Origin of the sequence: Amycolatopsis sp. NPDC058986 (assembly GCF_042741125.1) — a bacterium.
Lineage (GTDB): Bacteria > Actinomycetota > Actinomycetes > Mycobacteriales > Pseudonocardiaceae > Amycolatopsis.
Window position 1 is genome coordinate 15,564 of the sequence record NZ_JBHYJW010000021.1, and the last position, 25,616, is coordinate 41,179.

Consider the following 25,616-nt stretch of genomic DNA (forward strand, 5'->3'; position numbering starts at 1 on the left):
CCCAGCTGCTCCGGTGAAACGAGCAGCCCGGCTCGAAAGAAAAACCCGCGGGCTGTCAGCCGTTGGGCAGGATCACCGCGCGGCCGGTGACCTTTCCGGCGTGCAGCCGTTCGTACGCGAGCGGGGCCTCGTCGAGAGAGTAGGTCTCGGTTCGGACGGACAACGCACCCGCTTGGGCGAGGGCGATCACCTCGATGAGCTCGCCACGGGTACCCCAGTACGGGGCGTAGGCACTCATGCCGGGTGGGACCAGCATGAATCCCATGGCCATCGCGCCCCCGCCGAGTCCGACATTGAGCACCCGTGCCTGAACGGCGGCGGACGCGACGGCGATGCGGCCGGTCGCCTCCACCCCGACGAAGTCGAACACGGCCTCGGCGCCGAGGCCACCGGTGAGCGCGCGGATCGGCTCGGGCACGGACTCGTCCGACACCAACGCTTCGTGGGCGCCGACCTCCCGGGCGAGGGCCAGCTTGTCCTCGCTCACGTCGAGCGCGACGACTCGCGCCGGGGTGAGCGCGCGCAGCAACTGGATCGCCACATGGCCCAGGCCGCCGACGCCGATCACCACGGCGGTCGAGCCCGGCACCAGCGCGGGCAACGCCCACCTGACGGCGTGGTACGGGGTCAGACCGGCGTCGGTGAGCGACACGGCGGCCACCGGGTCGAGCCCCGCGAAGGGCACCAGGTGGCGCACGTCGTCGACGAGCAGGTACTGCGCGAGGCCGCCGGGGGCACCCAGCCCGGGCGAACGGATTCCCAGCCGTCGGGCGTGCGGGCAGTAGTTCTCCCGGCCCGCCGCACACGCGGCGCAGACACCGCAGCCCCACGGCCCGTAGACGGCGACGCTGTCGCCGACCGCCACCCCGGTCGTGCCCTCACCGAGCGCCGCCACCGTGCCCACGGCCTCGTGGCCGAGGGTCTGCGGCAGCGGGAACATCAGTCGTTCCGCGGGCAGGTGCATCAGGGTGAGGTCGGAGTGACACAGCCCGGCCGCGGTGACCTTCACCAGGACCTGGCCGGTGCCCGGTTCGGGATCGGGGACCTCGACGACCTCGGGAGCCGCGCCGGCACTGCGGTACTGAACTGCTTTCATTGGTCCTGCTCCTGTCTCTTCGGTCGGCGAGGTTTTCCGACATGGCGGCTCAGTGGCCGCCGAGTCCCTGTGACCAGCTGCGCTGATGGTCGCGTCGGGAAATGCGCCAGCCCTGTGGTGTGCGGACGTACTCGTCGAGGTACCACAGGCCCAGCATCGCGACCGGTGGCTCACCGTCCTCGGCAGGCAGCGCGATCGGGTTCAGGCACATCACCCGCCCCGTCGCCCGGTCACCATCGACGCGGATGTCCGGGTTGGCGATCAGATGCTGGATCGCGGGAAGCTGTGCAAGATTCTGCGCGATCCATTTCTTGACGACGGCGAGGTTGCCCGTGACGCCGCCGAACGCCGTGTAGTCGAGGTAGGCATCATCGGCGAATATCCGGTCCAGCGCGTCGAAATCCCGGCCGTCGACGGCGGTCGCGTAGGCCACCACCAGATCCTGGATCTCCAGCCGGTCCGAAATCTCCTGAATGTCGAGCATCTGTTCTCCTAGCGCACTGTGACGATTGACGGTCAGGACGAACTCGCCGTCAGGGTCCGGAGTTCGGCGTCCGACAGACGCAGGTCGTGCAGGGCCAGCAGCGCCGGCAACTGCTCGACCGTGCGCGCGGAAGCGATCGGCGCGGCCACCGTCGGCTGCTGCGCGAGCCAGGCCAGCGCGACGGTAGCCATCTCCACCCCGCGGGCCGTCGCGACCTCCTCCAGCGCGGCGAGGACTTTCACGCCGCGTTCGGTGTCCACGTAGCCACCGGCCAGGCTGGGCAGGACACGCACGCTGTCGACGGTCTTGCCGGGGCGGTACTTGCCGGTCAGGAAGCCGGAAGCGAGCGCGAAGTACGGGACACACACCAACCCTTCGCGCTGCACGATGTCCCGCCGCTCGCCCTCGTAGGTGTCACGGGAGACGAGGTTGTACTGCGGCTGGAGCGCGACGTAGCGGGCCAGGCCTTCACGGTCGGAGAAGGCCAGCGAGGCCGAGAGCCGTTCGGGACCGATGTTGGAGGCCGCGATCGCGCGGACCTTGCCGGCTTTCACGAGCTCGTCGAGTGCGGTGATGATGTCCTCGACCGGGACGGACTCGTCGTCGAAGTGGGTGTAGTAGAGGTCGATGTGGTCGGTGCCCAGCCGACGCAGGGATTCCTCCGCGGCGGCCTTGATGTTCGCGGGTGCGAGGCCCTTGTGCCGGGGGTGGTCGCCGACCTTGGTCGCGATCACCATCTCGTCGCGGTTGCGGCGGGCGGCCAGCCAGGTGCCGATGATGGTTTCGGACTGGCCCGCTTCGTTGCCGGGAAAGTGATACATATACGCGTCGGCGGTGTCGACGAAGTTGCCACCCGCGGCGGAGTAGGCGTCGAGTACCGCGAACGATTGTTCTTCGTCGGCGGTCCAGCCGAACACGTTCCCGCCCAAGCACAGCGGGGAAACGACGAGACCGGACGAGCCAAGGGGGCGAAGATCAGTCATGGATCGAGAACTCCTGGGTCGGGGATTCTTCACTCTGCGCCACCACGATCGGACGCACGGGTTCGAGGCGCGGCGTCAGGCGTGCGGCATTCTTTCGATGGCCGCGTCCCGCATCGCGCCGCGGCGGACTTTGCCGGCGTCATCGCGCAGCGGCTCGTCGAGGAATTCCATCGAGCGCGGCACCTTGTAGCGCACGAGGCGCTCACCGAGGTGCGCGAGCAGCTCCTCGGCGGTCAGCCCGGGCTTGGCCTGCACCAGCGCGTGGACCCGCTGACCGAGGTCCTCGTCGGGAAGTCCGACGACAACACTGGACAGGACAAGGGGATGAGCGTCGATCGCGGCTTCCACCTCGGCGGGATAGATGTTCGCCCCGCCGGCGACGATCAGGTCCGTGCGCCGGTCGCTGAGGTAGAGATAGCCGTCGGCGTCCATCCAGCCGAGGTCGCCGAGCGACTCCCACCCCTCCCGCTCCTTGGCTTCCGCGCCGATGTAGCGGTAGGTGGGCGGGGCACCGGACGGCCGGCGCAGGTAGATCTCACCGACCTCGCCGACTGGTGCGCGCTTCCCGTCCGTGTCGAGCACCACCATCTCCCCGAGCGCCGGCTTACCGACCGAGCCTCGATGCTCGAGCCACTCCGGGCCGGTGATGATCGTGGCGGCCTGCGACTCCGTCCCACCGTACATCTCGAAGATCCTGTCGGCGCCGAGCAGATCGATCCAGGCTTCCTTGAGCCACGGCGGACAGGCCGAGGCCGTATGCCATAGCGTGCGCAGTGAGGACACGTCATACGAATCAGGGCTTTCCTCGATGAGCCGCAGCATCCGCAGCATCATCGTGGGCACAAGCTGCACCCAGCCGACCCGATGCCCGGCAATCGCCTTGAGCGCGCCGTCGGCGTCGAACTCGGACAGCACCACGAGATGCTGCCCCACCAGCAGTCCGGTGAGCGAAGCGGTGAGCGGGGAATTGTGGTACAGCGGGCCGGCGACCAGCTGGCTGTCGTCCGGCCGCATCCGGGCCACGGCGCCGGCCAGCGCCGGTGCCCCTTCGGCCGCGTTACCGGACACGATCAGTTTCGGTCGCCCGGTGCTGCCACCGGAGGTCGAAGCCTTCCACGCGAGCGACACGACCTCCGGCAGCATCCCGTCGTCCAGGACTGGATCGGGCTGAAAGTCCGCGGCGACGCAGGTTCGGCCGGGGTGATCGACCGGATCGGCGCCGACGACGAGTGCGGAGTCGGCAAGGTCGACGATCGCCCGTCGCTCGGCGGCCGGAAGCCGGGGTGAGATCGGCTGGGGAATCGCGCCGAGTTTCCAGCATGCGAGGACAGCGAGGTAGAAACCGATCGAGTTCGGCAGACCGATGGTGACGAAGTCCCCGTAGCCGACCCCGAGGTTGCCGAACGCCCGTGCGAGCCGGTTCGACCGCGTCTCGAGCTCGTCTCGGGTGATCATCTCGCCATCGCAGCTGATGGCTGGCTGCCGTGGAGCTTCGCCCGCCAGCCGGGCCAGGATCCGCACATAGGGTTCAGCGGCAGCGGGGAAGACCACCGCGGCGAGATCCGGCTCAACGTCACCAGGCACAGCACATCAACCTTTCCAACAGCTTCACCGCTCCACGTCACTCGGATATTACGACGCGACTCAAGAACATCCCGGCAAATTCCCGATCCATTGATGTCCGGTTGACCGAGCCGACGCGGAATCAACGGAAAGATGGGCAGCAATAGTAGCGTCATGGATCGTACTGCGCGAAGGTTCCGGCCCGTCCGTCGTTATACTATCGGATAACGGCTTCTATACAAAAGTGCAGTGCATGCCAGGACCAGGCGCGGGCCGCCCGTGCGAATGGCCGCGAGCATCGTCCGACCCGCCGCCGAGTTCCGGCCCAGTCGGTACTCCAGCAAATCGGCCACGGCCGACCGCGGGTACCCGTTCAGCCAGAGCCTGGGCGTTTCAGCTTGGAGAACTTCGCGATGCCAAGACCGCGGTCCACGTGGTGGACGAAACACGATGGCCAGTCGCCTATCCGTGGTCACGAGTGGCGAAGGCGGAATGCGGAGGACAGGTGCATACTATGCGCATGCCGCATGGTGATCTCGGGCTGCTGCACGAACTGCGTGCTCTGTCCATCCTGCTCGAGGAACGAAACGTGACCCGCGCCGCCGGGCGGTTTCACCTGAGCCAGTCGTCCATGAGCCGGACGTTACAGCGGCTTCGCGCGCTGTTCGGTGACGAGCTGCTGGTCCGATCCGGCAGCGACTACGAGCTGACCCCCCGAGCGCAGGAAATGCAGCGCGAACTCGCCCTGCTCCTGCCACGGCTGGAAGGTCTCGTGACCGGCCGTGGCTTCGATCCCTCAACGGCGACCGGGATCGTACGCATCATCGGCACCGACTACACCACCGCGGTACTGGGACCGCACCTGCTGCCCCGGCTGTGCCTGGCCGCGCCCGAGCTGGAAGTCCGTATCGAATCGCGAGACGATTCCTCGTACGAGGATCTCGAACGAGGCCGGGCCGACATCGCACTGTCCGTGCTCCACCCGGCCACCCGGCTGCGATGGGAGCGGTTGTTCACCGACGACGCGGTCTGCGTGGTGGACCGCGACCACCCCGTGCGAGACCGGTTCTCACTGGCCGACTACGTCGCGGCCCGCCATGTGGTGGTCACCCTGATCCAACGAGAGCAACCCATGATCGAACGGTGGCTTCAGACCCTCGGCCACAGCAGGAGGGCGGCTGTGCGGGTCCCGCACTTCCGCTCGGCGTTCGACGCTCTGCCCGGTGCGGCCCTCGTCGCGACGATTCCGCGGCGGCTCGCGGAGTTACAGGTGGCCGCTTGTCCTCAGGTGCGGTTGGTCGAGGCTCCGGAAGGGCTCGACACGTTTCCGTACGGAATGATCTGGCACCCACGCCTGGAATCCGATCCCATGCACTCCTGGCTGCGCGACATGATCCGCGCGGCGGCACAGGACATGGCCTCTCGTCGCTCGGAGAACTGACCGCCGCGCGTACCGCCTCAGAGCAGTTCGCCGATCGTGATCGGCAGGTCGTGGACGCGGATCCCGGTCGCCTCGAACACGGCGTTACCGATCACCGCGGCGGAGGCAAGGCGCCGGTGCCGATGCCGGACGTGGCTGAGGCGGCGGCGACGCGGCCGTCGTCGCGGAATCGTGCCCGCGCCGAGGCGGGCATCCCCATGCCGATCAGCCAGTCGCCGTCGGTCCGGGACCGTGGGCGCCTGGTGCCGGCTCCAGCCGAACCGATCGGCTCCGACCCGGTAGCACTGCAAACGTCGGCGATCCGGGGCCTCACGTGCGTCATGCGCCGGGCGCATAGGGGTGATCCACACTTTGCGCTGGTGACAACCTGGTCCACCGTGGATGCTGAATTGCATGACGCAATACGAGTGCATCACCAGACGGGAACTGATCCGGCCAGTCGGTGCCGGGCCGCCTTGCTGATGGGTCGGCCACCTCGCTGACCGCGGCCTGCGGGTGACGCCGGGCACCACGGCGATCATCAACAGTGCCGTGCCATACCCGACCTGGCGCCGACGACGGAAACTTCGAGCCCGCAAGGGCCCTGGACGCCAGAAGATACCGACCAATGACAAGACGCCGAGCGCACGCTTCCCTGTTTCAGGTGCCGACGACGCGATACTCGACGTGCCCTCCGCCAAATTCCTCTTTGTTACCTCCACCAACACGCAGTCGTCATCATTGACGGTCGCAACGAAGTCCGGGACATGTGTCATGGGCATGCTGCTCGAATGACCGCCACGACCGCCTGGACCGGCATGAGGAGCGGGACCTGGTGGAACTGGGCAGGCCCCGGCAGCTGCCGACACTGCTCGAACTGGTCCGGCATACTCGCGACACCCCGGCGCCATCGGACACACCTGTGTCTCGACACTTCATCTTGGTCTTGCGGAGGGGTTATGAACAAGGATCCCAAGTGCGACTGCGGAAGCACCGATGAAGCCGCGGGCGTGGCGGTTTTGGTGTACGCACCGGATTCGCTGTCCAGAATTGGCGTAGCGAACATGCTCAGCGGCGATGAGCGAGTGAAGATACTCGACGAGGCCGACTTCGCGGCCGCCGAGGTGCTTGTAGTGACCGAGGAGACCCTCGACGAGGGAGCTTTCACCTACCTGCACAAGGCCCGCGCCGCGTCACGTCTCGCGTCACCACCACCCTGCGTGGTCGTCATCAATACCCTTCGCGCCGAGACCGTGATGTCGGCGATCGAATATGGCATGGCAGCGGTGCTGCGACGGTCCACCGTCGACGGCAAGGAACTCGTCCGAACGGTACTCGAGGTCAGCAAAGGCTTGCCGTCCCTGCCACCCGACGTACTGGGCAGCCTTGTCACCCAAATCGGTCGGCTCCACCAAGACATGGTGGACCCCCGCAACCTTACACTATTCGGCCTCACCGACCGCGAACGCGAAATTCTCCGCTTACTCGCCGATGGGCACGACACCGAGGAAATCGCGACCAGGCTCACCTATTCGGAGAGCACGGTGAAATTGACTCTCCACCGCATGATGACCCGCTACAACCTCAACAACCGCACCCACGCAGTCGCATTTGCGATCCGCAACGGGGTAATCTGACAGAATCCCCGTCGGGCGGTCCGACCCGCCGCCGAACAACCTCGACCACCGCGCCTCCATGATGAGGTCGGATGTGACGGTGCTCCAACTGCTCACCGACAGGGAGGACGGCGCGCCATCGTCGACCGGATGGGACCTTCAATCTCCACAGCGAACCGGTTGCGCATGCGGTCCCCGATCCTGGCCGGGGCCCGGACCCCGCCCCGGCCACCCTACGACCCGGTCGCGGATTCCGTTTCCCGTTTGGATAGTGAAGTCGCAACCGGCGGCTTTTATGGAACGATCGCCAGGACAGTCACGTCCGACACCGGCTGCCGGACGCCCGTCATGAATCTGTTCGCCCTCCCCGATGGGGAGTGGCCTCCTCCGGTACGCCCCAGAGGAAGCGACTCACCGTCGGTTTTCTCCTGCTGTTCATGAGCGGAACGCCGGCATGGATGAGCCTTGCGACATTGGGCGCCTGCCACGGGGTCGATCCAGCGTCGAAACTCTGCCGGTTCAGCGGCTCTTGCCCGGGCCCTCCGGCGGGCGGGTCGTTCACCTCACCGCAGGACAACCGGCCTGCCTCGCCGCCGGCCCGCAGATTCTGCGCCGGAACTGGATTACCGCGGACTTGAGGCCCGGCATCCAGCCGTCGTCGAGATTCATCCACGCCAAGCCGGCGTGTTCAGTGTTTCAGAACGGCTTGATGTTGAGCTCCTTGATACAGCGAGCCGCCCGGTAGTTCCTCTGGTTCCACCGCGGAACATCCACTCTCGTCCCGTTGCAGTCCACCCAGGTGATGTCGTTGTTCCCGGTCCAAAGGTAATCCATCCAGCTCGTAGATCCTTTGACACCTTCAAACCAGTTCTTACCGGCTCCGGCATAACAGGCAGTTTCGTGCTTACCCCAGGTTGTATGGTAATTGACCTTTACGAACTGGTTATGCCTGTCGCAAGGGAGCTGTTGTGCACCGGCACTGCCAGCCGGCAGTACCAGCATTGCCAGCGAAGCCGCCACGACCCCGGCAGCACCAGCCAAGGTGATCTTCTTCATTATCCCCATCCATTCACTCGGACAAGCTCTGCGATCAGTCCGGTCTGAATGTCAGTAAGCCTCCGCCACGGCCGGAAAACAACCGTTTCGAGTATTACGCACCCAACCGGACAACGAACATTGATCGATCGGGAACTCAGGTGCCGTCGGCGAGCCGGAGGGCGGGCATCGTCGCGCCGGCCAGCGGATGACCGCTCCCGAGGTCGTAGCGCTGCCGCCACAGACCGGAGATCCGCTTCACGGGGGCCCGCCAGTCGCTTGTGGACACCCGGGCAAATCCTCTGTGGACGGTTCGGGGTCAGCGCAGGGTTCCGGCGCGCAGGCCGAGGGTGACCTCCATGGCGTGGACGATCAGGGAGCCACGTTCGGCGGGGCGGCCCCAGCGGACCAGCGCCTGGGCGTTGACGCCGTCGATCATGCCGATCAGCTGCCAGGCGACGGCGGCGGGATCGTCGGCGGTGAACTCCCCTGCCGCCACGCCGTCCGCGATGATCTTCTCCACGGCCTGCTGCCAGGCGTCCATCGCGGCCCGGACGGCCTCGGCGAGGGTGGGGTTGCGCCGGCCCAGTGCCCAGGACTCCACCCAGACCACGGTGACGTCCACGCGGCCCTCGTCGAACAGCGTCTCCACGAGCCGCGCCAGCCGGGCGCTGGCCGCGGTCTCCCCCGCCAGCAACTCGATGACGTCGTCCAGTTCCGCCATGACGATTCCGGTGAACGTGTCGGCGACCAGCCTGTCCATGTTCGGCGCGTAGTGCGCGACCAGCGCGGGCGTCACGCCGGCGCGTGCCGCCACGGCACGCAGTGTGACGGCGCCGAGGCCCTGGTCGAGTGCGATCTCGCGGGCGGTTCCGGTGATCTCCGCGGCGCGCTCCGCCGGAGCCTTCCGCGCTGCTCGTTTCCTGACATTGCTTGACATCGGGTACCAGTCTAGTTAGCGTCACCGCCACTATTGATCGACCGATCAATAGTGGCGCGGTTTTCCACCGTCGCCGCAGCCAGCGGGCACCGGTCCGGTCGTGCCCGCCGACACCTGGGAGCTCGGATGGCCTGGCGCATGCCCGCGGAAACCGCGCCACACGAACGCGTCTGGATGGCCTTCCCGCGGGCCGGGCACACCTTGGGCGAAGACGCCGCGGCGGCGCGGGAGGCGTACGCCGCGTGGGCCGCGGTCGCGAACACCGTGGCGGAGTTCGAGCCCGTGGTCATGGTCGTCGACCCGAGCGAGCGCGAACGGGCGCGGCGCCTGCTGGGCAGCGAGGTCAAGCAGGTCGAGGCTCCGCTCGACGACTTCTGGATGCGCGACATCGGCCCGACCTTCGTCGTCGACGACGAACGGCCCGGCGTACTGGGCGCGGTCGACTGGGTGTTCAACGGCTGGGGCGCTCCCGCCTGGGCGTCGTGGGAGCGGGACCGGGAGATCGGCGGGTTCGTCGCCGACGAGGCAGGCGCGGAACCGGTCGGTTCGCTGCTGGTCAACGAAGGCGGCGCGATCCACGTCGACGGCGAGGGCACCGTTCTGGTCACCGAGACCGTCCAGCTCGATCCCGGCCGCAACCCGTATGCCGGCAAAGCCCGCGTCGAAGCCGAACTGCGGCGCACGATCGGCGCGACCACGGTGATCTGGCTGCCACGCGGGCTGACCCGCGACTACGCGGAATTCGGGACGCGCGGGCACGTCGACATGGTGGCGACGATCCCGTCGCCCGGCCGGTTGCTCCTGCACGCCCAGCCCGACCCCGGCCACCCGGACCACGCGGTGCTGCGGGAGATCCGCGCGTCGCTCGCCGGGCGGACCGACGCCGCGGGCCGGACGTTCGAGATCGTCGAAATCCCGGCGCCGCCGACGCTGCGCGACGCGGGCGGCTTCGTCGACTGGAACTACGTCAACCACCTCGTGGTGAACGGCGGCGTGATCGCGTGCGGCTACGGCGACGCGCGTGCCGACGCGGTGGCGGCGGGGATCCTCGCCGAGGCCTACCCCGGCCGACGGGTCGTGACCATCGACGCGCGCCCGATTCTGGCCCGCGGCGGCGGGATCCACTGCATCACCCAGCAGCAGCCGGTCGCCGGGGGCGGGCGATGAGCGCGTTCGACGTCGTCGAGGCCACGATCGCACAACTGCGCGCGGCGCTGGCCGACGGCACGACGACGAGCGAGCACCTGGTCACGGCCTACCTGGCGCGCATCGAGGCGTACGACCGCAACGGGCCGAAGCTGAACGCCGTCGTGGTGCCCAACCCCGCCGCCATCGCCGACGCACGGGCCTCGGACGAGCGCCGCGCCCGGGGTGAGCAACTCGGCCCGCTCGACGGGATTCCTTACACCGCAAAGGACAGCTACCTCGCGCGCGGGCTCACCGCCGCCGCGGGCTCACCCGCGTTCGCGGAACTCGTGGCGCGCCGCGACGCCTTCGCGATCGAGCGGCTCCGGAACGGCGGCGCCGTCCTCATCGGACTGACGAACATGCCGCCGATGGCCAACGGCGGAATGCAGCGCGGGCTCTACGGCCGCGCGGAAAGCCCGTACCACGGCGACTACCTCACCGCCGCGTTCGCCTCCGGCTCCTCCAACGGTTCCGGCACCGCGACGGCGGCCAGCTTCGCGGCCTTCGGTCTGGCGGAGGAGACCTGGTCGAGTGGCCGCGCGCCCGCGTCGAACAACGGGCTGTGCGCCTACACGCCTTCCCGCGGCGTGATCTCCGTCCGGGGCAACTGGCCGCTCGTGCCGACCATGGACGTCGTCGTCCCGCACACCCGCACCATGGCCGACCTGCTGGAAGTGCTGGAGGTGATCGTCGCCGACGACCCCGACCCGCGCGGCGACTTCTGGCGCGCCCAGCCGTGGGTGCCGATCCCGTCCGCGTCGGCGGTGCGCCCGGCTTCGTACCCCGCGCTGGCGGTGGCGGACGCGCGGACGGCACGCGACGTCTTGGCGGGCAAGCGGTTCGGCGTGCCGAAGATGTACGTCAACGCCGACCCGGACGCCGGAACGGCGGCACGCCCGGGGATCGGTGGCCCGACGGGCAGGCGGATCGTGACCCGGGACTCGGTGCTGGAACGGTGGGAGGCGGCGCGGCGGGATCTGGAAGCCGCCGGCGCCGAAATCGTGCTGGTGGACTTCCCGGTCGTTTCCCGTTACGAAGGCGACCGTCCCGGCGCCCCGACCATCGGCACCCGCGGGCTGGTGCGTCCCGAGTTCCTGAAGCGGGAGATCACCGACCTCGCGGCATGGGCGTGGGACGATTTCCTGCGCGCCAACGACGATCCGGCGCTGAACCGGCTCGCCAAGGTGGACGGCGACCGCATCTTCCCGCACCCCGAGGGAGCGCTGCCGGATCGCTACAACGGTTTCGACGACGACATCGCCGCCTACCCCGGCCGCGTTCCCGCCGGGCACTTCACCGACATTCCCGGCCTCGCCGAGGGCGTGCGGGGCCTCGAGGAGACCCGCCGCGCCGATTTCGACCGGTGGCTGGACAACCTCCGGCTCGACGCCGTCTGTTTCCCCGCCGTGGCCGACGTCGGCCGCGCCGACATGGACACCAATCCGGCGTCGGCCGACGAAGGCTGGCGCAACGGGGTCTGGGTGGCCAACGGCAACCTCGTCCCGCGGCACCTCGGTATCCCGACGGTCACCGTGCCGATGGGCGTCATGGCCGACACCGGGATGCCCGTCGGGCTCACCATCGCGGGCCGCGCCTGCGACGACACCGGACTGCTGCGGCTGGCCGCCGCGTTCGAAGCGACCGGCACGCGACGCGTGGCGCCACCGCGCACCCCACCCCTGACTCGTTCCTGATCCCGTCCCGGCGAACAACGTTGTTCCGGAGGTTCCGATGAGTTCGACACCCCTGTCCCCTGCTGCCGACGTACCCGTGAGCGGGCCCGGCCGCGGCGTCCGGATCGAGGCCCACGGCATCGACGTGATCGGCGACGAAGAACGGCACGGCCGCGCCCGGCAGCTGTTCGGCGTGTGGGCCGCCCCGAACGTCAGCTACCTCAGCCTGGTGGTCGGCGGAGCGCTGGTGCTCATGGGGCTCAACCTCTGGCAGGCGCTGGCGGTGATCGTCGCCGGGAATCTCTGCTGGGTCCTGGTCGGCGTGGTCGCGGTCAGCGGGCCCGCCGCCGGGGCACCGAGCGAGGTGATCATGCGGGCGATGTTCGGCGTCCGCGGCAACCGGGTGGTCATCGGGATCAACGGCTGGTTCGTCTCGGTCTGTTACGTCGCGCTGAGCTGGGCTGCCGCGTCGGTGACGGCGTTCAGCCTGTTCGCCCGGTGCGGAATCGAGCTGAACACCGTGGGCAAGGTACTGGTGATCGTCGGCATCGCGGCCGTGACACTGGTGATCAGCGTCTACGGCCACGGCGTGATCGTGAGGCTGTACCTGCCCCTGACCCTGGTTCTCGCGGTCGTTTTCGTGGTGCTGGCCGGTTACGTCCTCGGCCACACCGACTGGGCCTACCGGCCGCCGGCGCCGCTGCACGGTGCCGGGCTGTGGGCGGCGCTCACCGGTGGTCTCGCCCTGGTCGCGTCCGCCTCGCTGTCGTACAACAACAGCGCCGACTTCGCGCGGTATCTGCCGCGGTCGACGCGCCCCGCCGCGATCGCGGGGTGGACCGCGCTGGGCGCGTTCGTCCCGAGCGTGCTGTTCACCCTGCTCGGCGCGCTCGCGGCGACCACCTTGGACATGCGGGACCCGCAGACGGCACTGGCCGGGGTGCTGCCCGGCTGGCTCACCCCGGTGTTCCTGGTCGCGGTGATCCTGGGCGCGATCGCCAACAACGCCATGACCGTCTACAGCTCCGGGCTCGCCCTCCAGGTGATGGGCGTGCGGCTGCGCCGGTCCCGCAGCGTCCTGCTCGACGGCACCCTCGGCGTGCTGCTGACCCTGTACGCGCTGCTGGTGTCGAACTTCCTCGACACCGTCAACCATCTGTTGCAGCTCATGGTCGTGCTGCTCGGGCCGATGATGGCGATCTACGTCGCGGACATCGTCCTGCGCCGCAACCGCTACGACGGCCATGTGCTCAGCGAGCAGACGAAGGGCAGCCCGTTCTGGTACGTCGGCGGCGTCAACTGGATCGGCATCGCCGCACTGGCCGCCGGGGCCGTCGTCGCGGGTTCGTTCCTCTCGATCCCGGGGCTGTACACCGGCTTCCTGGCCGACGCCATCGGCGGAATCGATCTTTCGCTCCCGGCGGGCATCGTGCTCGCGGCGGCGCTCTACACGGCCGCGATGCGCCCGCGCCTCGCGGCGGCGCGGAACGACATGACCGAGACAGGAAAGGCGGTGGCGTGATGCGCGAACCGGAACTGGTGCACTACCGCGGCGGGCGGATTTTCACCGCCACCGAACCAGCTTGGGCGGAGTCCCTGCTCGTCCGAGGGGACACGATCGAATTCGTCGGAGACACCGGGTCCGCGGACGCGCTGGCGGCGGGCGCCAGGGTCGTCGAGCTCGGCGGCGCGTTCGTGCTGCCGGGTTTCATCGACGCGCACACCCATCTGCTGTCGCTGGGTGAGTCGCTGCGGCAGGTGGATCTCTTCGACGCCGCCGACCTCGCGGAGATCCAGGCCAGGATCGGCGCGGCGGCCGCCGCCGAGCCCGCGGCGCCGCGTGTGCTCGGCCGCAGCTGGCTGTTCGGCGCCCTCGACGGGCATACCCCGGATCGGCACATGATCGACGCGGTCGTGGCCGACCGGCCGGTCTATCTCACCGCCAACGACCACCACTCGGCGTGGGTCAACAGCGCCGCCCTGCGGGAGCTGGGGATCGAGGCGGACACTCCCGACCCGGTCGGGGGACGCATCGGCCGTGACGCGGCGAACGAACCGGACGGCATGCTCTACGAAGCCGCCGCGCTGGGGCTGATGCGGCGATTCCTCGACAGCACGGTGAACGACGCCGAGCGGGACACCGCGCTGGCATCCGCGTTCGACCGCTACCTCGCCGACGGGGTCACCACCGTGGTGGACATGGCGCTCACCCGCGAGGACCTCGGCGCGCTGGAACGGGCCGCCGAGCGGGGCGGTGGCAGGCTGCCGCTGCGTGTGGCCGCGCACTGGCTGGTCGAACGGACCGGGCGCCCCGAGGAGGAGCTGGCGCAGGTCGCGATGGCGGCGGAGCTGAGCCGCGGGCTCGCCGGGCCGTGGCTGCGGGTGACCGGCATCAAGCTGATGGTCGACGGCGTGATCGACAGTTGCACCGCGGCGATGAAGGAGCCGTTCGCCGACGGCAGCCACCCCGGCCCCATCTGGGACCTCGACGCACTCGCCCCGGTGGTCACGGCAGCCGACGCCGCCGGACTCCAGGTGGCGATGCACGCCATCGGCGACCAGGCATCGGATATCGCGCTTTCCGCGCTGGAGCACGCGATCGCGGTCAACGGACCCCGCGACCGCAGGCACCGTATCGAGCACCTCGAGACCGTGACCGAAGACAATGTGCGACGCCTGGCGCGGCTGGGCGTGGTCGCCTCCATGCAGCCGGTGCACGCCGATCCTGCCATCCAGGACAACTGGCGCGCGATGCTCGGCGACGACCGGACGCTGCGCGGCTATCCGTGGCCCGAGTTCACCGCCGCCGGCGCGGTGGTGGCGTTCGGCTCCGACGCGCCGACCGCGCCACACCCACCGCTGCCCAACATGTTCGTCGCCACGACCCGGCGCTCGGCGGTGGATCCGCGGCTCGCGCCGAACGTTCCCGAATACGCCCTTCCACTCGCCGACGCCCTCGCGCACGGCACCCGCCACGCCGCGTACTCGTGCCGGGCCGAGAACCACACGGGCCGCCTCGCCCCTGGGTTCGCCGCGGATTTCGTCGTGCTGGACCACAACCCATTCGCCGAAGGACTCGACTCGCTACTGCGCGCCCGTGCCCGTTCGACCGTCGTGGCAGGCGAACCGACGACCCGGCAGCGTCCGGGGTCCATCCCGTGATCGGTGGTTCCGACGGCAGGCCACCGAGCCGCCTCAGCCCAGCCCGATGCCGAAAACGTGGAGGTTCGCCTCGCGCGGCAACGTGACCGAGGCGAGGTGTTTGCCCGGGGGCGCCTCGAACGGTGTCGTCGCGTAGACCGACGCTCCGCCGCCTCGCGGGTTGCGATGGTCGGTGCGCGCGACCAGCGTGTTGCCGAACACCGGGGTCGTGCCGCCGCCGGGGAACACCCAGTCGCCGAACGACAGGTCGGCCTGCCCGGTCGTGCCGTCGGTGAAGGTGACCGTGGCGGTGGCACGGTGGTCGCCGTTGGCGGCCGCGCCGACGAACAGCAGCCGCGTCGCGGTGCTGCCCCGCAAGCCGATCACCTGCCCGGCGGGCACTACGTTGTCCGGCTGTCCGGCGGGCGCGGCGGGCCAGACGAACGACGTGCCCGAAACCTGCGACGTCCGGCCGCCGACGAGTCCGGCGGCTGCCAGCGCCTGCCGTGAGTAGCTGTTTCCGGCGGCGTCGAGGTTCGCCGCGCCGGAGTCGCCGTCGTCGGAGACGCCGACATTGCCGTAGGCGGCGGTGAGGCTGTCTTTCGGCGCGACCCGCACGATCACCGAACCCGGCAGGGACGTCCCGCCGCCACGCACGGTCACCGGAACCTCGTAGTAGCCCTCGGCGGTCCCGGCGGCGACGGAAATCGACAGCTTCGCGCTGCCGCCGCCGGTGCGGCCGTCGAGTTCGAGCCGACGCGGGCCGGACACCGTGAGCCCGGCGGGCGGATTCGCGACGACGTCGAGCACGCGGTCGTGGCCACCGAGCCGCTGCGCGCTCACCGTGACCTCGCCCGCGCCGCCGGGCGCCACGGTGACCTGGTTCGCGACCGAGGCGAGGAACGGGCGTTCACTGTCGCGATAGGACGGTGGCGCGGTGTCGGCGGCCCACCGCTTGTCGGGCTGCGCGGCGAGGTCGAAGTCGAGCCGCCCGCCGTCCCGCGCGATGTTCTGCGGCAGGTATGTGCGGTCCCAGCCCCGGCCGTTCAGCCGCAGGCCGTGTACGTAGGGCGTATCGGCCGACGCCTTCGGCGCGCGAAGGTCGATGGTGCGCCCGTTCGGCAGAGCCAGCTCCGCGCGTTCGAAGAGCGGGCTGTGCACGACCAGGTCCGGCGTTCCCGGCGTGGCCGGGTAGAGGCCGAGCGCGGCCCAGACGTACCAGGACGACTGCGCGCCGAGATCGTCGTTGCCGGGTTCACCGTCCGGCGTCGCGCTGAACAGCGTCGTCGCGATCTTGCGGACCACCTGCTGGGTCTTCCAGGGCTGCCCGACGTGGTTGTACAGCCACGGCACGCCGAAATCGGGTTCGTTGCCCGCCCACATGTACGGCTCGTTCGGGCCGACGTTCAGCTTCTGGAAGAACGTGTCGAGCCGCCGCGCGACCGCCGCCTGCCCGCCCATCGCCGTCACCAGTCCGGCGGAGTCCTGCGGCACCAGCCAGGTGTACTGCGCGGCGTTGCCCTCGTCGAAGCCGTCCTGACCGAACTTCCCTGGCGGCGGGGGCACATAGGCGGGTCCGTCCGGGAACCGGCCGTCCTGACCGCGCGGCTGCAGGTACCCGGTGGCCGGGTTGAAGATGTTCTGCCAGTTCTGGCCGCGTTTGGTGAACTCGCGAGCGACATCGCGGTCACCGATCCCCTGGGCGAACCGCGCGATGGCGAAGTCGTCGATCGCCCATTCCAGGGTGCTCGACGCCCCGACGCGGGCATGGTCACCGCCCGAGGCGTCGTTGTTCGGCAAGTACCCGCGGGCCACGTAGTCCGCGATCCCCCGCCGTTCCTGATAGGCGCCGGGCGTGTTGTCGACCGACGTCGCGCCCTTCACCAGGTACTTCAACGCGGTTTTGACGTCGAAGTCCCGCGCGCCGAACGCGTACAGGTTCGACAGCAGCGCGACCGAGCTGTCCCCGGTCATCTGGCCGGTGTAGTCGTTGGCCAACGGCCAGCGCGGCCACCAGCCGCCCTGCACCGCGTCGTTGGTCAGCGACTGCGCCATGTCACTCGCTTCCTTCGGGAACAGCATGGCGTGCAACGGCGCGAGCGAACGGTAGGTGTCCCAGTCGGAGAAGTTCGCGTACTGGTCGTGCCCCTTGGGCAGAGTACGGATCTGGTCGTCGAAGCCGATGTAGCGGCCGTCGGCGTCGTTGAAGGTGTTGGGATGCATCAGCGAGTGGTACAGCGCGGTGTAGAACGTCTTGAGTTGCGCGGTGTCCTTGCCCGCGACGCGGATCCTGCCAAGGGCCGCCGTCCACTTGTCCTTTGTGGACTTACGGACCGCCCCGAAGTCCCAGCCCGGGATCTCCGCCGCCATGTTGGCCTTCGCGCCGCCGACACCCACATACGACATCGAAACCTTGGCGTGCACCAAGGTTTCCGCACCGAAAGTCAGGTACGCGCCCGCCTTGGGCGAGTCGACACTGCCGGTGCCCGGCTTCACCGCCGAGCCGTCCCAGGTGCCGTGCGCGGTGAACGGCTTGTCGAAGGCGATGGAGTAGTACACCGTGTACTTGTTCGGCTTACCACAGAATCCGCCGGTGGTCGCCGACCCGCTGACCTCACGATCACCGGTGATCTTCAGGTCCGCGTGCGAGTTCCCCGCCAGGCTGGCACCGCCCTTGACCAGCACCTGCGCGGTGGCACCGGCCGGGAAGGTGAACGCGGCCAGACCGCTGCGCGTGGTCGCGGTCAGCTCGGCACGGACCTTCGAATCGGCGAGCGTCACCGCGTAATAACCGGGCTCGGCCTTTTCGCCGTCGTGGGTGAAGTGCTCGACCCGGTCCCACGGCGCCGCGCCGACGTCCCCGGCGACCGGCAGGATCGGCACGTCCCCGAACGCGGTGCAGCCGACCGAGGCGTGGTCAAGACTGAACCCCCGGATCTGGTCGCTGTGGTACTGGTACCCGGCGTAGGCGCCCTTGGTGTCCGGCGAGAACTGCATCATCCCGAACGGCGCCGCCGGACCGGGGAAGTTGTTGATCTCCCCCACCGAACTGCCACCGCGCCCGGTCCCGATCAGCGGATCGACGTACGCCGCCGGGTCACCGACCAGCGCGGACTCCGATGACATCGTTGTCGGAGTCGCCGAAGCGACGCCGGGCACCCCGATGACCGCCACCGCGAGCATCGTCATCATCAACCTCTGCCGCACCGGTGCCTCCCAGGGCCGAGCCGACGGACGTTTCCTCCTCCTGGACTTTCCGGTGCCGCCGCCCCGCGGTCAACACTTTGACAAAGACTTGGCCGGACAAGGGCCGTCAGGTTTCCTGGCACGGTCACCCGGCTCAGCTCCCGCGTGTCCCCAGGATGGGCTCGGACTCGACCAGACCGACGTCGCTGGGTGCCTGGTGGTCGGCGAACACGCGTTGGTGTTGCCGGGCGCGCAGGTCGAGGTGCGCCTCCGCGGGTTTGGGATAGCCGTAACGCTCACGGGCTTCGGCGGGACTGAACGTCTCCGGAGCCGCGGGCGGGACGTCGAACAGGACGGGCGCCACGACGGATGTGGTCGAGGGAGACAGCAGATGCAGCGCGCTCAGCTGGAGCCAGCGGCTGATCCGGGTCAGCCGGAAGGAGATGCGCATGACCGGCACGATCAGCGTGTCCAGCAGGCGGCCCTGACGGATCCCGGCCATGTCGCGCATCCAGTGCGGCATCGAGGCGATGGTGGCGATGCGCAGGGCGGTGGTCATCACCAGCGCCCCCGGCCAGAACACCGGCGGCATCGGCGGCAGCATCACCTCAGCGTGCAACAGATGGTCCATTGTGGACCGAGCGACCGCGGAACCCGCCAACTGGGAGCGTATCTCCTCGAAATACGCGCGGACGCCCTCACGGTCACGGGGTACCTCGGCGGGATCGCATGTCTGCAACTCGGCCGCGGTGGCGCAGTCCGCCCAGTAGCGGGCCTCGTCCTCCGCGCTGAGCCTGCCAGGCCCGTACTTCTCGTAGGCGTAGAGGATCGAGTGCCAGGCGGTCAGGTGGATCCACAACTGCGACCCGGGATCGTTGGCGTCGTACCGGTTGCCGCTGCCCGGCTCGATACCGATGCCCACCGAGTGGACCTTGACCAGCACGTCGGCGGCTTTCATGGTGCCGTAGGTGCCGCCGAAGGCGACCATCGCGAAGTACCGCAACGTACGGTCATAGCGAGTACGCGGGCGGGTGCGGATCTGCTGGGTCGCGTCGACGGACGCCACCAGGCCGGGGTCGAGCTCCTCGACGACGACCGCGCGCTGGAAACCCACAGTGAGCGAGGTCGGATACGACCAGACCTTCCATGTCACCGAGCCGGGGCCGAAGAAGCCGTGGTCGGCATGCGGCGCGATCGCCGAGCGGGCGCCGCGCGCGAGCCGCAGCACGCGTCCGGCCGAGGGTGGCCCATCGGGCTCGGCGCCGGTCACCGAGGCCAGTACCGGCAGCACCACCCGCAGCAGGCCGAGCAGTACCAGGCCGATCGCGCCGGTGCCGAGCAGGACCACCACCACCGCGAGGAAGACCCAGGCCGAGGGCAGATTCCAGTGCACGTCGCCGGGGTAACGGAGCACGCCGGCCAGTGCGAGCAGCCCGAAGTCGGCCAGCGCCGTCAGGCCGATCGCGACGCGCCGCAGATCGCCGTCGATGGTGGCCCAGAGGACGAGCACGCCGATGGTGATCATCCAGACGCACAGCTCGCGCAGGTCCAGCGGACTCACCGGCCAGGGCCACCACGTCCGGAACCGCTCGGGGCGGGCGAAGAACACCACCCCGGCGGCCACCAGCCCGGTCCCCTCGATCCCGGCGGCGAGGCGTGCCCACACCGGCATCGGCGCGGTGCGAACGCGGCTGTCGAGATCGTTGTCCGCTCGGCGGGTGAGCTGGGCAGGCAGCGTCAGGATCGCGAGCAGCAGCGTGAGCCCGGTGACGAACAGCCACACGCCCGCGACGGGCACGCTGAAGGACATCCCGGCGACGGTGACTCCGCGAGACGGGTTCAGGTCCCCGTCGTGCAGTTCGGTGGTGAACAGGCTGCCCCCGGCCAGGACGAGCGGCGCGAAACCGGCGATCCGGGCGTTCGTCCAGCCTGGCTCCAGCGCGGCGAGCAGGAACAACACGAAGGCGGCACCGAAACCGGCACCCATCGTCGTGGCCGTGAGCGGGTTCGCCACCGTCCACGCGAACCAGACATCCGTCGCGCCGCTGCCCACGTACAGCACGAGGAACAATCCCCCGCAGACCACTACGAGCGGCCCGAACAAACCGTCCCGCACTGCGGAGGCCAGCGCCTTGCCCGGCGGCTCCGGTACGCGCAGCCGACTGTCGAAATGCTCCATCGTGCTAGTCCTCTTCGTTGAGCCGCCTAGGAATATTCATCGGTTCCGGTGGTCGTGCTCCGGCGTCAGGTGTGCGGGCAGTTTCCCTGGAAGGCCGACGTTTTGGGGTCCTTCGGGATGGGGCAGAGGAACCGTTCGTACCGGACGTCGTCGTCCACGAAGCGTTTGAGCCAGGAGATGCCGTACTTGGCGACGGTGACGTTCGGGAGCGCCGGTCCGATGTGGCCGCCGCCCGCAACCTCGACATAGGCCTTGTTCAGTCCCGGGGAAAGCTTGTCGTAGAACGCTTTCGCGTGGATCGGGGTCGGCGCGATCAGATCGCCTTCGCCGGCGATGACCAGCGTCGGCGTGCGGATGCCCGAGAAGTCCCCGCCGATGTCCCACGGGACGATCGGGACGGCTGCCTTGAGGTCATGCTTGCGCGCCGCCGCCTCCAGGGTTCCGCCGCCGCCCATCGAGATGCCCATCACCGCGAGCCGCGAGGCGTCGATGCGGTCCTTGGCCGGGCTCTTCTCCACCAGGAACTTCAGCCCGGCCAGCAACTGATCAGCCCGTGCGGCAGGGAAATCGGTCGGCGAGTTGGTGCCGAAGGTCAGCACGACGAAGCCCTGCGAGGCCAGCCGGGGGCCGAACCAGCCGAGCAGGGCCTCCGGCTCGAGGAAGCCGGGGGCGATCGCGATCGCGCCGAAGGTGCCCTGGCTGGTGTCGTTCGGGTAGGTCACGGTCCCGCCGCCGAACCCGTTCCCGGCCGGGATCGACGCCTGGGTCACCGCGAAGGGACCCCTTTCCGCCTCGATGCTCGTCATCGTGGGGTCCGGGCCACGCTGGTAGGGATTGCCGGCGTACGCCACGGGGGCGGCGGACACCTGGCCCGCTCCGATCACCGCGATCGTGGCGGCCGTGGCCACCGCGGACATCATCTTGTGCCGTGTTCGCATGGTCTTCAGGCTCCTCGGGCGGAATGGTTTTCGACGGTGAAACGGATCGGGCCGGGACCCGGCCCGATCCGCGTGGCGATCAGCCCTGGACGGTGGTGGTGCCCAGGAGCGTGTCCTGCGTCGGCGGGTCGAGGGCGAGGTCGACGTCGAACTCGCCGAGGCCGCTGTCCGTCACGACGTGCGAGGTCGCCTTCGGGCCCACTGCCGACTTCGCCGGTCCTGTCGGGACACCCTTCGGGATGGTGAGCTCGACCTTGCCGCTCGCCGTGAACTTCAACGGACCCTGCGGCGGCACCGGGGTCTCCGGAATGGGCACGTTGATGGCCAGTGGCAGGCTCTGGCCGCTGCTGACGGTCAGGACCACCGACCCGCGAATCGCCCCGGAGATCTTCGTTCCGCCCACGAGCCGGAGACCGTCTGCCGCGACGTCGCCCGCGTCGGCGTCGATGGTGAACGGCACCGAAACGGTCTCGCCGATCTTGACCGTCGCCGGGATTTCCGTGTGGATGACCGACTTCACCTGCTGGTCGCCGATGATCGGGAACCCGGCCTTCCAGGTCACCTCCTTGTCCGCCGCGTTCGCCGGGCCGGCGCCCAGAACACCCGCCGCGACCGCCGTCAGCGTGGCCAGAACGCCGAGACGGCCGGCTCTGCGCACCATCGGTCGTACCGTTGTCGCTGTCATTTCTCGCACCCTCTTCGTCGTTGAATGAACACAGAAAAACAGCAAGGAGACCGGCAGCGCGCTCGGAAACAGCGACCCACATCTCGACGATTACCGGGGGTTCGGCCGGGCTCCGCACCGTCTCGGCTCGTAGTCCGTTCGATGCAGATTGTGACGTTAGCGAGGAAGCCGGGTGAGCTACATACCGAGATATACTTATTCGGAGTCCGGTCGTCGGGATGTTCGAATTTTTCTGCCGCCGGGAACATGACGGCGAGTTGTTTGTATGATCGACATGACAAAACCGGAACACGCCCGCCGGGCGCGAGGCGTCTGGAGCGAGCCGTCAACCGGGCGATGTGCGGCTGTGCCAGGCGGCGATCTGGGCCCGGGTCGTGAAGCCGAGCTTGGCGAGGATGCGCTGCACGTGGACCTCGGCGGTCCGCTGGGCGATCACCAGGCGCCCGGCGATCTCCCGGTTGGTCAGCCCCTGCGCGATGAGCGCGGCGACCTCGGCCTCTCGCCTGGTCAGCTGCCGGGTCTCGGCGTCCCCTGAAGCCGCGTGGTTCTCCCCGAGCGCGTACCGCAGTGCGAGGTCGCCGGCCAGTGCCCGGCCTTCGGCGAAGGTCGTGGCGAAAACGGCGTCGCCCAGGATTCGCTGGGCGCCGGCCAGGGCCAGGCGAGCGCGTCCGCGGTACCTGTGGTGGAGCCGCACACCGGCTGTGGTCCGTTTCGGCAGCTCGCCCATCTTGGCCCACAGGGCATCGGCGATGCCCAGCAACATCACCGCGCGCGTATGCTCGCCCCGCTCTCCCGCGGCGATGGCGAGCACCTCGTTGGTGAGCGCCTTGACCAGCACGTTGTCGATGTCGCGCATGAGCCGCAGGGCGTGCTGTCCGGCGTCCTCCGCCGCCGCCGTTTCGCCGAGGTAGACGTCGAGAAAAGCGAGCGCGAACCACGACCACGCCTGCCAGTAGATGTCACCACACGCGACACAACGGGCGATTTCCTCCTGGATGACGTCGCGGCCACGGTCGCGCTCCCCGGAAAGGCCGATCACCAGCCCGTAACAACATTGTGTGAAGAACTCGCCGCGCACCACTCCCCGCGCGCGGAAGGTTTTCAGAGCGTTTTCGAAAAGCGGTACCGCCGGGCCCGGATTACCGGTGATCAGGGCCGCGAGCCCCCACAGGGCCGCCACATAGGCGGCCTCGACCTCGTGGTGAAGCCGTTCGGCCAGCACGCCGGCCCGGACCAGTTCGGCAATGGTCGCGTCGGCGTCCCCCAGGAAAAGAGCGAACGAAGCCTTCCGGCGAAGACCCGTGACCCGCAGCGGCTCGTCGTCGGGTACCAACCGCAGCGCGCGATCGAGCCTGATGAACACTTCGGCGCCGTAGCCCTGGACGGCGAGGAAATCCTGCAGACTTCGATCCATTTCGAGCGCGGTGGCGGCTTCCGCGGGTTCGGTCAGGCAGAAATCGAACGCGGCGCGAATGTTGGCGTAGTCGCGCTGGATCCTGCCCAGCCACGTGACCTGCTCGGGCCCCGACCATTCCGCTTCGAACCGCCCGCACAACGCCGCGTAGAAATCCCGGTGCCGCCGGGCGACCCGCTGTCGGTCGCCGGACTCTTCGAGCAGATCCTGACCGTATTCCCGCAGCACTTCCGTCATGCGGTACCGGCTCTCGCCCTGCTCCTCCCTGGCGAGTACCGACTTGTCGACCAGCCCGTCGAGCACCTCGGCCGCGCCCGCCCCGCAGACATGTTCCGCCGCCACCCGGTCGAAGCTCCCGGAGAACACCGACACCCGCGTCCACACCCGCTGCTCGGCTTCCGAACACAGCCCGTAACTCCAGTCGAGGGTCGCCCGCAGTGTCCGGTGCCGCTCCGGCGCCACCCGTGGCCCGGTCGTCAGCAGCCCCAATCGCGTCGACAACCGCCGCGCCAGCTGGGACACCGAGAGCACCCGAACACGCGCGGCGGCCAGCTCTATCGCCAGCGGCAGCCCTTCCACCTGCCGACACACCAGCGCGATGTCGGAATAGTTCTCCTCGGTCACCTCGAACGACGGCAGCACAGCGCGCGCCCGGTCCACGAACAACCGCGCCGCGTCGTACCGCTTCAACTCCGACGGCGACCGCACCTCACCGGCCCCTGGAACGCGCAAGGGCGGTACCTGCAGTACAGACTCTCCGCACACACCCAAGGGGTGCCTGCTGGTGGCCAGCACGACCACGTCGGCGCACCGCGCCCGCACCGCGTCCGCGAACTCCGCGCACGCCGAAGCCAGATGCTCACAATTGTCCAGTACCAGCAACAGCCGACGCTCCCGGAGATGCTCGGCCACCGCGTCCAGCGCGGAGCGCCGGGACAGGTGCCGCAACCCCAGCTCGCCGCCGACCAGTGCGGCCACCAACCTGGCGTCCTGCAGCTCCGCCAGCTTGACGAACACCACGCCTCCGGGGAACCACTCCCGCACGCTTGCGGCGACGCGCACCGCCAGCCGCGTCTTGCCCACGCCGCCCGTGCCCGTCAACGTCACGACGCGGCCCGACGCCAGCAACCCCCGCACCTTCACCAGCTCGTGCCGGCGCCCCACATAACTCGCCATTTCGGCCGGAAGACCCGGCGTTCGACGCTGCACCGGTTCCCGCGCTCCCCTCCGTCCCCCTGCGACCTACAGGTCCACATGCGACCATGCGGACCGACGCCGAGCACTGCGGCTACGCGCTCTCTCCAGAGACCGGGCAACTCCGCACAGGATAACCGGAAGTACGGCAGAACCCGGAAACCGCTGACGCCGGTGAGCGCGGTCGCGGTACTAGCCCTGGCGGAGCTGGGTCAGGGTGTGTTCGACGTTGCGGCGGGTGGCCTGTGCGGCGGCGTCCGCGTCGCCTGCCTCGATCGCGGCGAGGAGGTCGTGGTGGGCCCGCTGGTGATCGTGCGTGGTTTCCTCGTCGGTGTCCAGGGTGGTGACGCTGGTGGCCACGGCGCGCATGGCGTCCAGGAAGGAGTCGAACACCTCGGTCAGCACCGGATTGTGGGCCGCCACCACGACCGCCCGGTGGAAGGCGACGTCGGCGTCGAGCAGTTCGGGCAGTGAGCCGGCCCGGTCGCTGGCCGCCAGCGCTGTGCGGAGCGCCTTGAGGTCGGCGGTGGTGCGACGGGCCGCGGCCAGGCTGCCGGCCTCGACCTCCAGTGCGACGCGGACCTCGTACACGTCGATCACCGCGGCCCTGCGCAGCTTGCGGTCCAAATCGGACAGTGGGGTCGCGGAGGCGACGTAGGTACCCGAGCCCTGCTGGGAGTACAACTGACCGGCGGAGATCAGGGCGCGGACGGCCTCCCTCGCGGTGGACCGTCCGACCCCGAGCAGCCTGCTCAGTTCGATCTCGTTGGGCAGCTTGGCGCCGACCGGCCACTCGCCCTCGCCGAGCAGCCGGCGTAGTTCGGCCGTCGCCGCGTCGACCAGTGAGGTGCGTTGCACCGCCCGGACCGTCATGTCGTGTT

The 25,616-nt window shown here is 69.2% G+C and carries 19 protein-coding genes; 6 read left to right on the forward strand and 13 right to left on the reverse strand.

All coding sequences use genetic code 11. The features are described from left to right. Positions 1-55: 55 nt before the first annotated feature. The 4 genes from ACFW0G_RS19815 to ACFW0G_RS19830 form a co-directional block, all read right to left on the reverse strand. The gene (locus ACFW0G_RS19815; protein WP_378326793.1) at positions 56-1,096 is read right to left on the reverse strand and encodes an NAD(P)-dependent alcohol dehydrogenase; all 1,041 of its coding nucleotides are present in this window, start codon (positions 1,094-1,096) and stop codon (positions 56-58) included. A 49-nt stretch (positions 1,097-1,145) separates the two neighbouring features. Next, on the reverse strand, positions 1,146-1,580 hold the full coding sequence (locus ACFW0G_RS19820; RefSeq protein WP_378326794.1) for a nuclear transport factor 2 family protein: 435 nt from the start codon (positions 1,578-1,580) through the stop codon (positions 1,146-1,148). Positions 1,581-1,612: 32 nt separating this feature from the next. Beyond that, positions 1,613-2,563 carry an aldo/keto reductase gene (locus ACFW0G_RS19825; RefSeq protein ID WP_378326795.1) on the reverse strand — a complete coding sequence of 317 codons (951 nt, stop codon included), beginning with the start codon at positions 2,561-2,563 and terminating at the stop codon, positions 1,613-1,615. Positions 2,564-2,638: 75 nt separating this feature from the next. Next, a complete protein-coding gene (locus tag ACFW0G_RS19830; RefSeq protein WP_378326796.1) occupies positions 2,639-4,147 on the reverse strand; it encodes an AMP-binding protein in 1,509 nt (502 codons plus the stop codon). Between the two features lie 499 nt (positions 4,148-4,646). On the opposite strand from ACFW0G_RS19830, the gene ACFW0G_RS19835 reads away from it, so the two are divergent. Then, positions 4,647-5,567 (forward strand): LysR family transcriptional regulator, encoded by a 921-nt coding sequence (locus ACFW0G_RS19835; protein WP_378326797.1) that lies wholly within the window; start codon positions 4,647-4,649, stop codon positions 5,565-5,567. Positions 5,568-6,505: 938 nt separating this feature from the next. Further along, positions 6,506-7,183 carry a response regulator transcription factor gene (locus ACFW0G_RS19840; protein ID WP_378326798.1) on the forward strand — a complete coding sequence of 226 codons (678 nt, stop codon included), beginning with the start codon at positions 6,506-6,508 and terminating at the stop codon, positions 7,181-7,183. Between the two features lie 675 nt (positions 7,184-7,858). Here the strand turns inward: ACFW0G_RS19840 and ACFW0G_RS19845 are convergent. From ACFW0G_RS19845 to ACFW0G_RS19855, 3 genes are all read right to left on the reverse strand, one after another. Next, on the reverse strand, positions 7,859-8,218 hold the full coding sequence (locus ACFW0G_RS19845) for a beta/gamma crystallin domain-containing protein (protein ID WP_378326799.1): 360 nt from the start codon (positions 8,216-8,218) through the stop codon (positions 7,859-7,861). Between the two features lie 136 nt (positions 8,219-8,354). Beyond that, complete coding sequence (locus tag ACFW0G_RS19850; protein ID WP_378326800.1) at positions 8,355-8,486, reverse strand: hypothetical protein; 132 nt, start codon at positions 8,484-8,486, stop codon at positions 8,355-8,357. A gap of 30 nt (positions 8,487-8,516) precedes the next feature. After that, positions 8,517-9,137, reverse strand: coding sequence for a TetR/AcrR family transcriptional regulator (locus tag ACFW0G_RS19855; RefSeq protein WP_378326801.1), 621 nt, complete (start codon positions 9,135-9,137; stop codon positions 8,517-8,519). A gap of 126 nt (positions 9,138-9,263) precedes the next feature. Between ACFW0G_RS19855 and ACFW0G_RS19860 the strand changes: the two genes are divergently transcribed. The 4 genes from ACFW0G_RS19860 to ACFW0G_RS19875 are packed head-to-tail and all read left to right on the forward strand — an operon-like array spanning position 9,264 to position 15,160. Further along, complete coding sequence (locus ACFW0G_RS19860; protein WP_378326802.1) at positions 9,264-10,304, forward strand: agmatine/peptidylarginine deiminase; 1,041 nt, start codon at positions 9,264-9,266, stop codon at positions 10,302-10,304. Further along, a complete protein-coding gene (locus tag ACFW0G_RS19865) occupies positions 10,301-12,019 on the forward strand; it encodes an amidase (RefSeq protein ID WP_378326803.1) in 1,719 nt (572 codons plus the stop codon). The genes ACFW0G_RS19860 and ACFW0G_RS19865 overlap by 4 nt, the downstream gene beginning before the upstream one ends. A 37-nt stretch (positions 12,020-12,056) precedes the next feature. Then, positions 12,057-13,520, forward strand: a complete 1,464-nt coding sequence (locus ACFW0G_RS19870; RefSeq protein ID WP_378326804.1) for a purine-cytosine permease family protein — start codon at positions 12,057-12,059, stop codon at positions 13,518-13,520. Further along, positions 13,520-15,160, forward strand: a complete 1,641-nt coding sequence (locus tag ACFW0G_RS19875) for an amidohydrolase (protein ID WP_378326805.1) — start codon at positions 13,520-13,522, stop codon at positions 15,158-15,160. Before ACFW0G_RS19870 ends, ACFW0G_RS19875 begins: the two co-directional genes overlap by 1 nt. A 33-nt stretch (positions 15,161-15,193) precedes the next feature. On the opposite strand, the gene ACFW0G_RS19880 is transcribed toward ACFW0G_RS19875, so the two are convergent. The 6 genes from ACFW0G_RS19880 to ACFW0G_RS19905 all read right to left on the reverse strand — a co-directional run bounded on the left by ACFW0G_RS19880 (position 15,194) and on the right by ACFW0G_RS19905 (position 25,608). Next, complete coding sequence (locus tag ACFW0G_RS19880; protein ID WP_378326806.1) at positions 15,194-18,346, reverse strand: GH92 family glycosyl hydrolase; 3,153 nt, start codon at positions 18,344-18,346, stop codon at positions 15,194-15,196. A gap of 133 nt (positions 18,347-18,479) precedes the next feature. Continuing rightward, on the reverse strand, positions 18,480-20,504 hold the full coding sequence (locus ACFW0G_RS19885; RefSeq protein WP_378326807.1) for an oxygenase MpaB family protein: 2,025 nt from the start codon (positions 20,502-20,504) through the stop codon (positions 18,480-18,482). A 65-nt stretch (positions 20,505-20,569) separates the two neighbouring features. Beyond that, entirely contained in the window at positions 20,570-21,442 is an 873-nt protein-coding gene (locus ACFW0G_RS19890; protein ID WP_378326808.1) for an alpha/beta hydrolase, read from the reverse strand. A 79-nt stretch (positions 21,443-21,521) separates the two neighbouring features. Next, complete coding sequence (locus ACFW0G_RS19895; protein WP_378326809.1) at positions 21,522-22,103, reverse strand: DUF6801 domain-containing protein; 582 nt, start codon at positions 22,101-22,103, stop codon at positions 21,522-21,524. 349 nt (positions 22,104-22,452) lie between these two features. Beyond that, on the reverse strand, positions 22,453-24,717 hold the full coding sequence (locus ACFW0G_RS19900) for an ATP-binding protein (protein WP_378326810.1): 2,265 nt from the start codon (positions 24,715-24,717) through the stop codon (positions 22,453-22,455). Between the two features lie 210 nt (positions 24,718-24,927). Next, positions 24,928-25,608, reverse strand: a complete 681-nt coding sequence (locus ACFW0G_RS19905; RefSeq protein WP_378326811.1) for a FadR/GntR family transcriptional regulator — start codon at positions 25,606-25,608, stop codon at positions 24,928-24,930. Positions 25,609-25,616 lie beyond the last annotated feature (8 nt).

Excerpts from the sequence above, each read along its gene's own strand:
- ACFW0G_RS19815 (WP_378326793.1), bottom strand. The coding sequence starts at position 1,096 with ATGAAAGCAGTTCAGTACCGCAGTGCCGGCGCGGCTCCCGAGGTCGTC.
- ACFW0G_RS19820 (WP_378326794.1), bottom strand. The coding sequence starts at position 1,580 with ATGCTCGACATTCAGGAGATTTCGGACCGGCTGGAGATCCAGGATCTG.
- ACFW0G_RS19825 (WP_378326795.1), bottom strand. The coding sequence starts at position 2,563 with ATGACTGATCTTCGCCCCCTTGGCTCGTCCGGTCTCGTCGTTTCCCCG.
- ACFW0G_RS19835 (WP_378326797.1), top strand. The coding sequence starts at position 4,647 with ATGCCGCATGGTGATCTCGGGCTGCTGCACGAACTGCGTGCTCTGTCC.
- ACFW0G_RS19840 (WP_378326798.1), top strand. The coding sequence starts at position 6,506 with ATGAACAAGGATCCCAAGTGCGACTGCGGAAGCACCGATGAAGCCGCG.
- ACFW0G_RS19845 (WP_378326799.1), bottom strand. The coding sequence starts at position 8,218 with ATGAAGAAGATCACCTTGGCTGGTGCTGCCGGGGTCGTGGCGGCTTCG.
- ACFW0G_RS19855 (WP_378326801.1), bottom strand. The coding sequence starts at position 9,137 with ATGTCAAGCAATGTCAGGAAACGAGCAGCGCGGAAGGCTCCGGCGGAG.
- ACFW0G_RS19860 (WP_378326802.1), top strand. The coding sequence starts at position 9,264 with ATGGCCTGGCGCATGCCCGCGGAAACCGCGCCACACGAACGCGTCTGG.
- ACFW0G_RS19865 (WP_378326803.1), top strand. The coding sequence starts at position 10,301 with ATGAGCGCGTTCGACGTCGTCGAGGCCACGATCGCACAACTGCGCGCG.
- ACFW0G_RS19870 (WP_378326804.1), top strand. The coding sequence starts at position 12,057 with ATGAGTTCGACACCCCTGTCCCCTGCTGCCGACGTACCCGTGAGCGGG.
- ACFW0G_RS19875 (WP_378326805.1), top strand. The coding sequence starts at position 13,520 with ATGCGCGAACCGGAACTGGTGCACTACCGCGGCGGGCGGATTTTCACC.
- ACFW0G_RS19885 (WP_378326807.1), bottom strand. The coding sequence starts at position 20,504 with ATGGAGCATTTCGACAGTCGGCTGCGCGTACCGGAGCCGCCGGGCAAG.
- ACFW0G_RS19890 (WP_378326808.1), bottom strand. The coding sequence starts at position 21,442 with ATGCGAACACGGCACAAGATGATGTCCGCGGTGGCCACGGCCGCCACG.
- ACFW0G_RS19895 (WP_378326809.1), bottom strand. The coding sequence starts at position 22,103 with ATGGTGCGCAGAGCCGGCCGTCTCGGCGTTCTGGCCACGCTGACGGCG.
- ACFW0G_RS19900 (WP_378326810.1), bottom strand. The coding sequence starts at position 24,717 with ATGGCGAGTTATGTGGGGCGCCGGCACGAGCTGGTGAAGGTGCGGGGG.
- ACFW0G_RS19905 (WP_378326811.1), bottom strand. The coding sequence starts at position 25,608 with ATGACGGTCCGGGCGGTGCAACGCACCTCACTGGTCGACGCGGCGACG.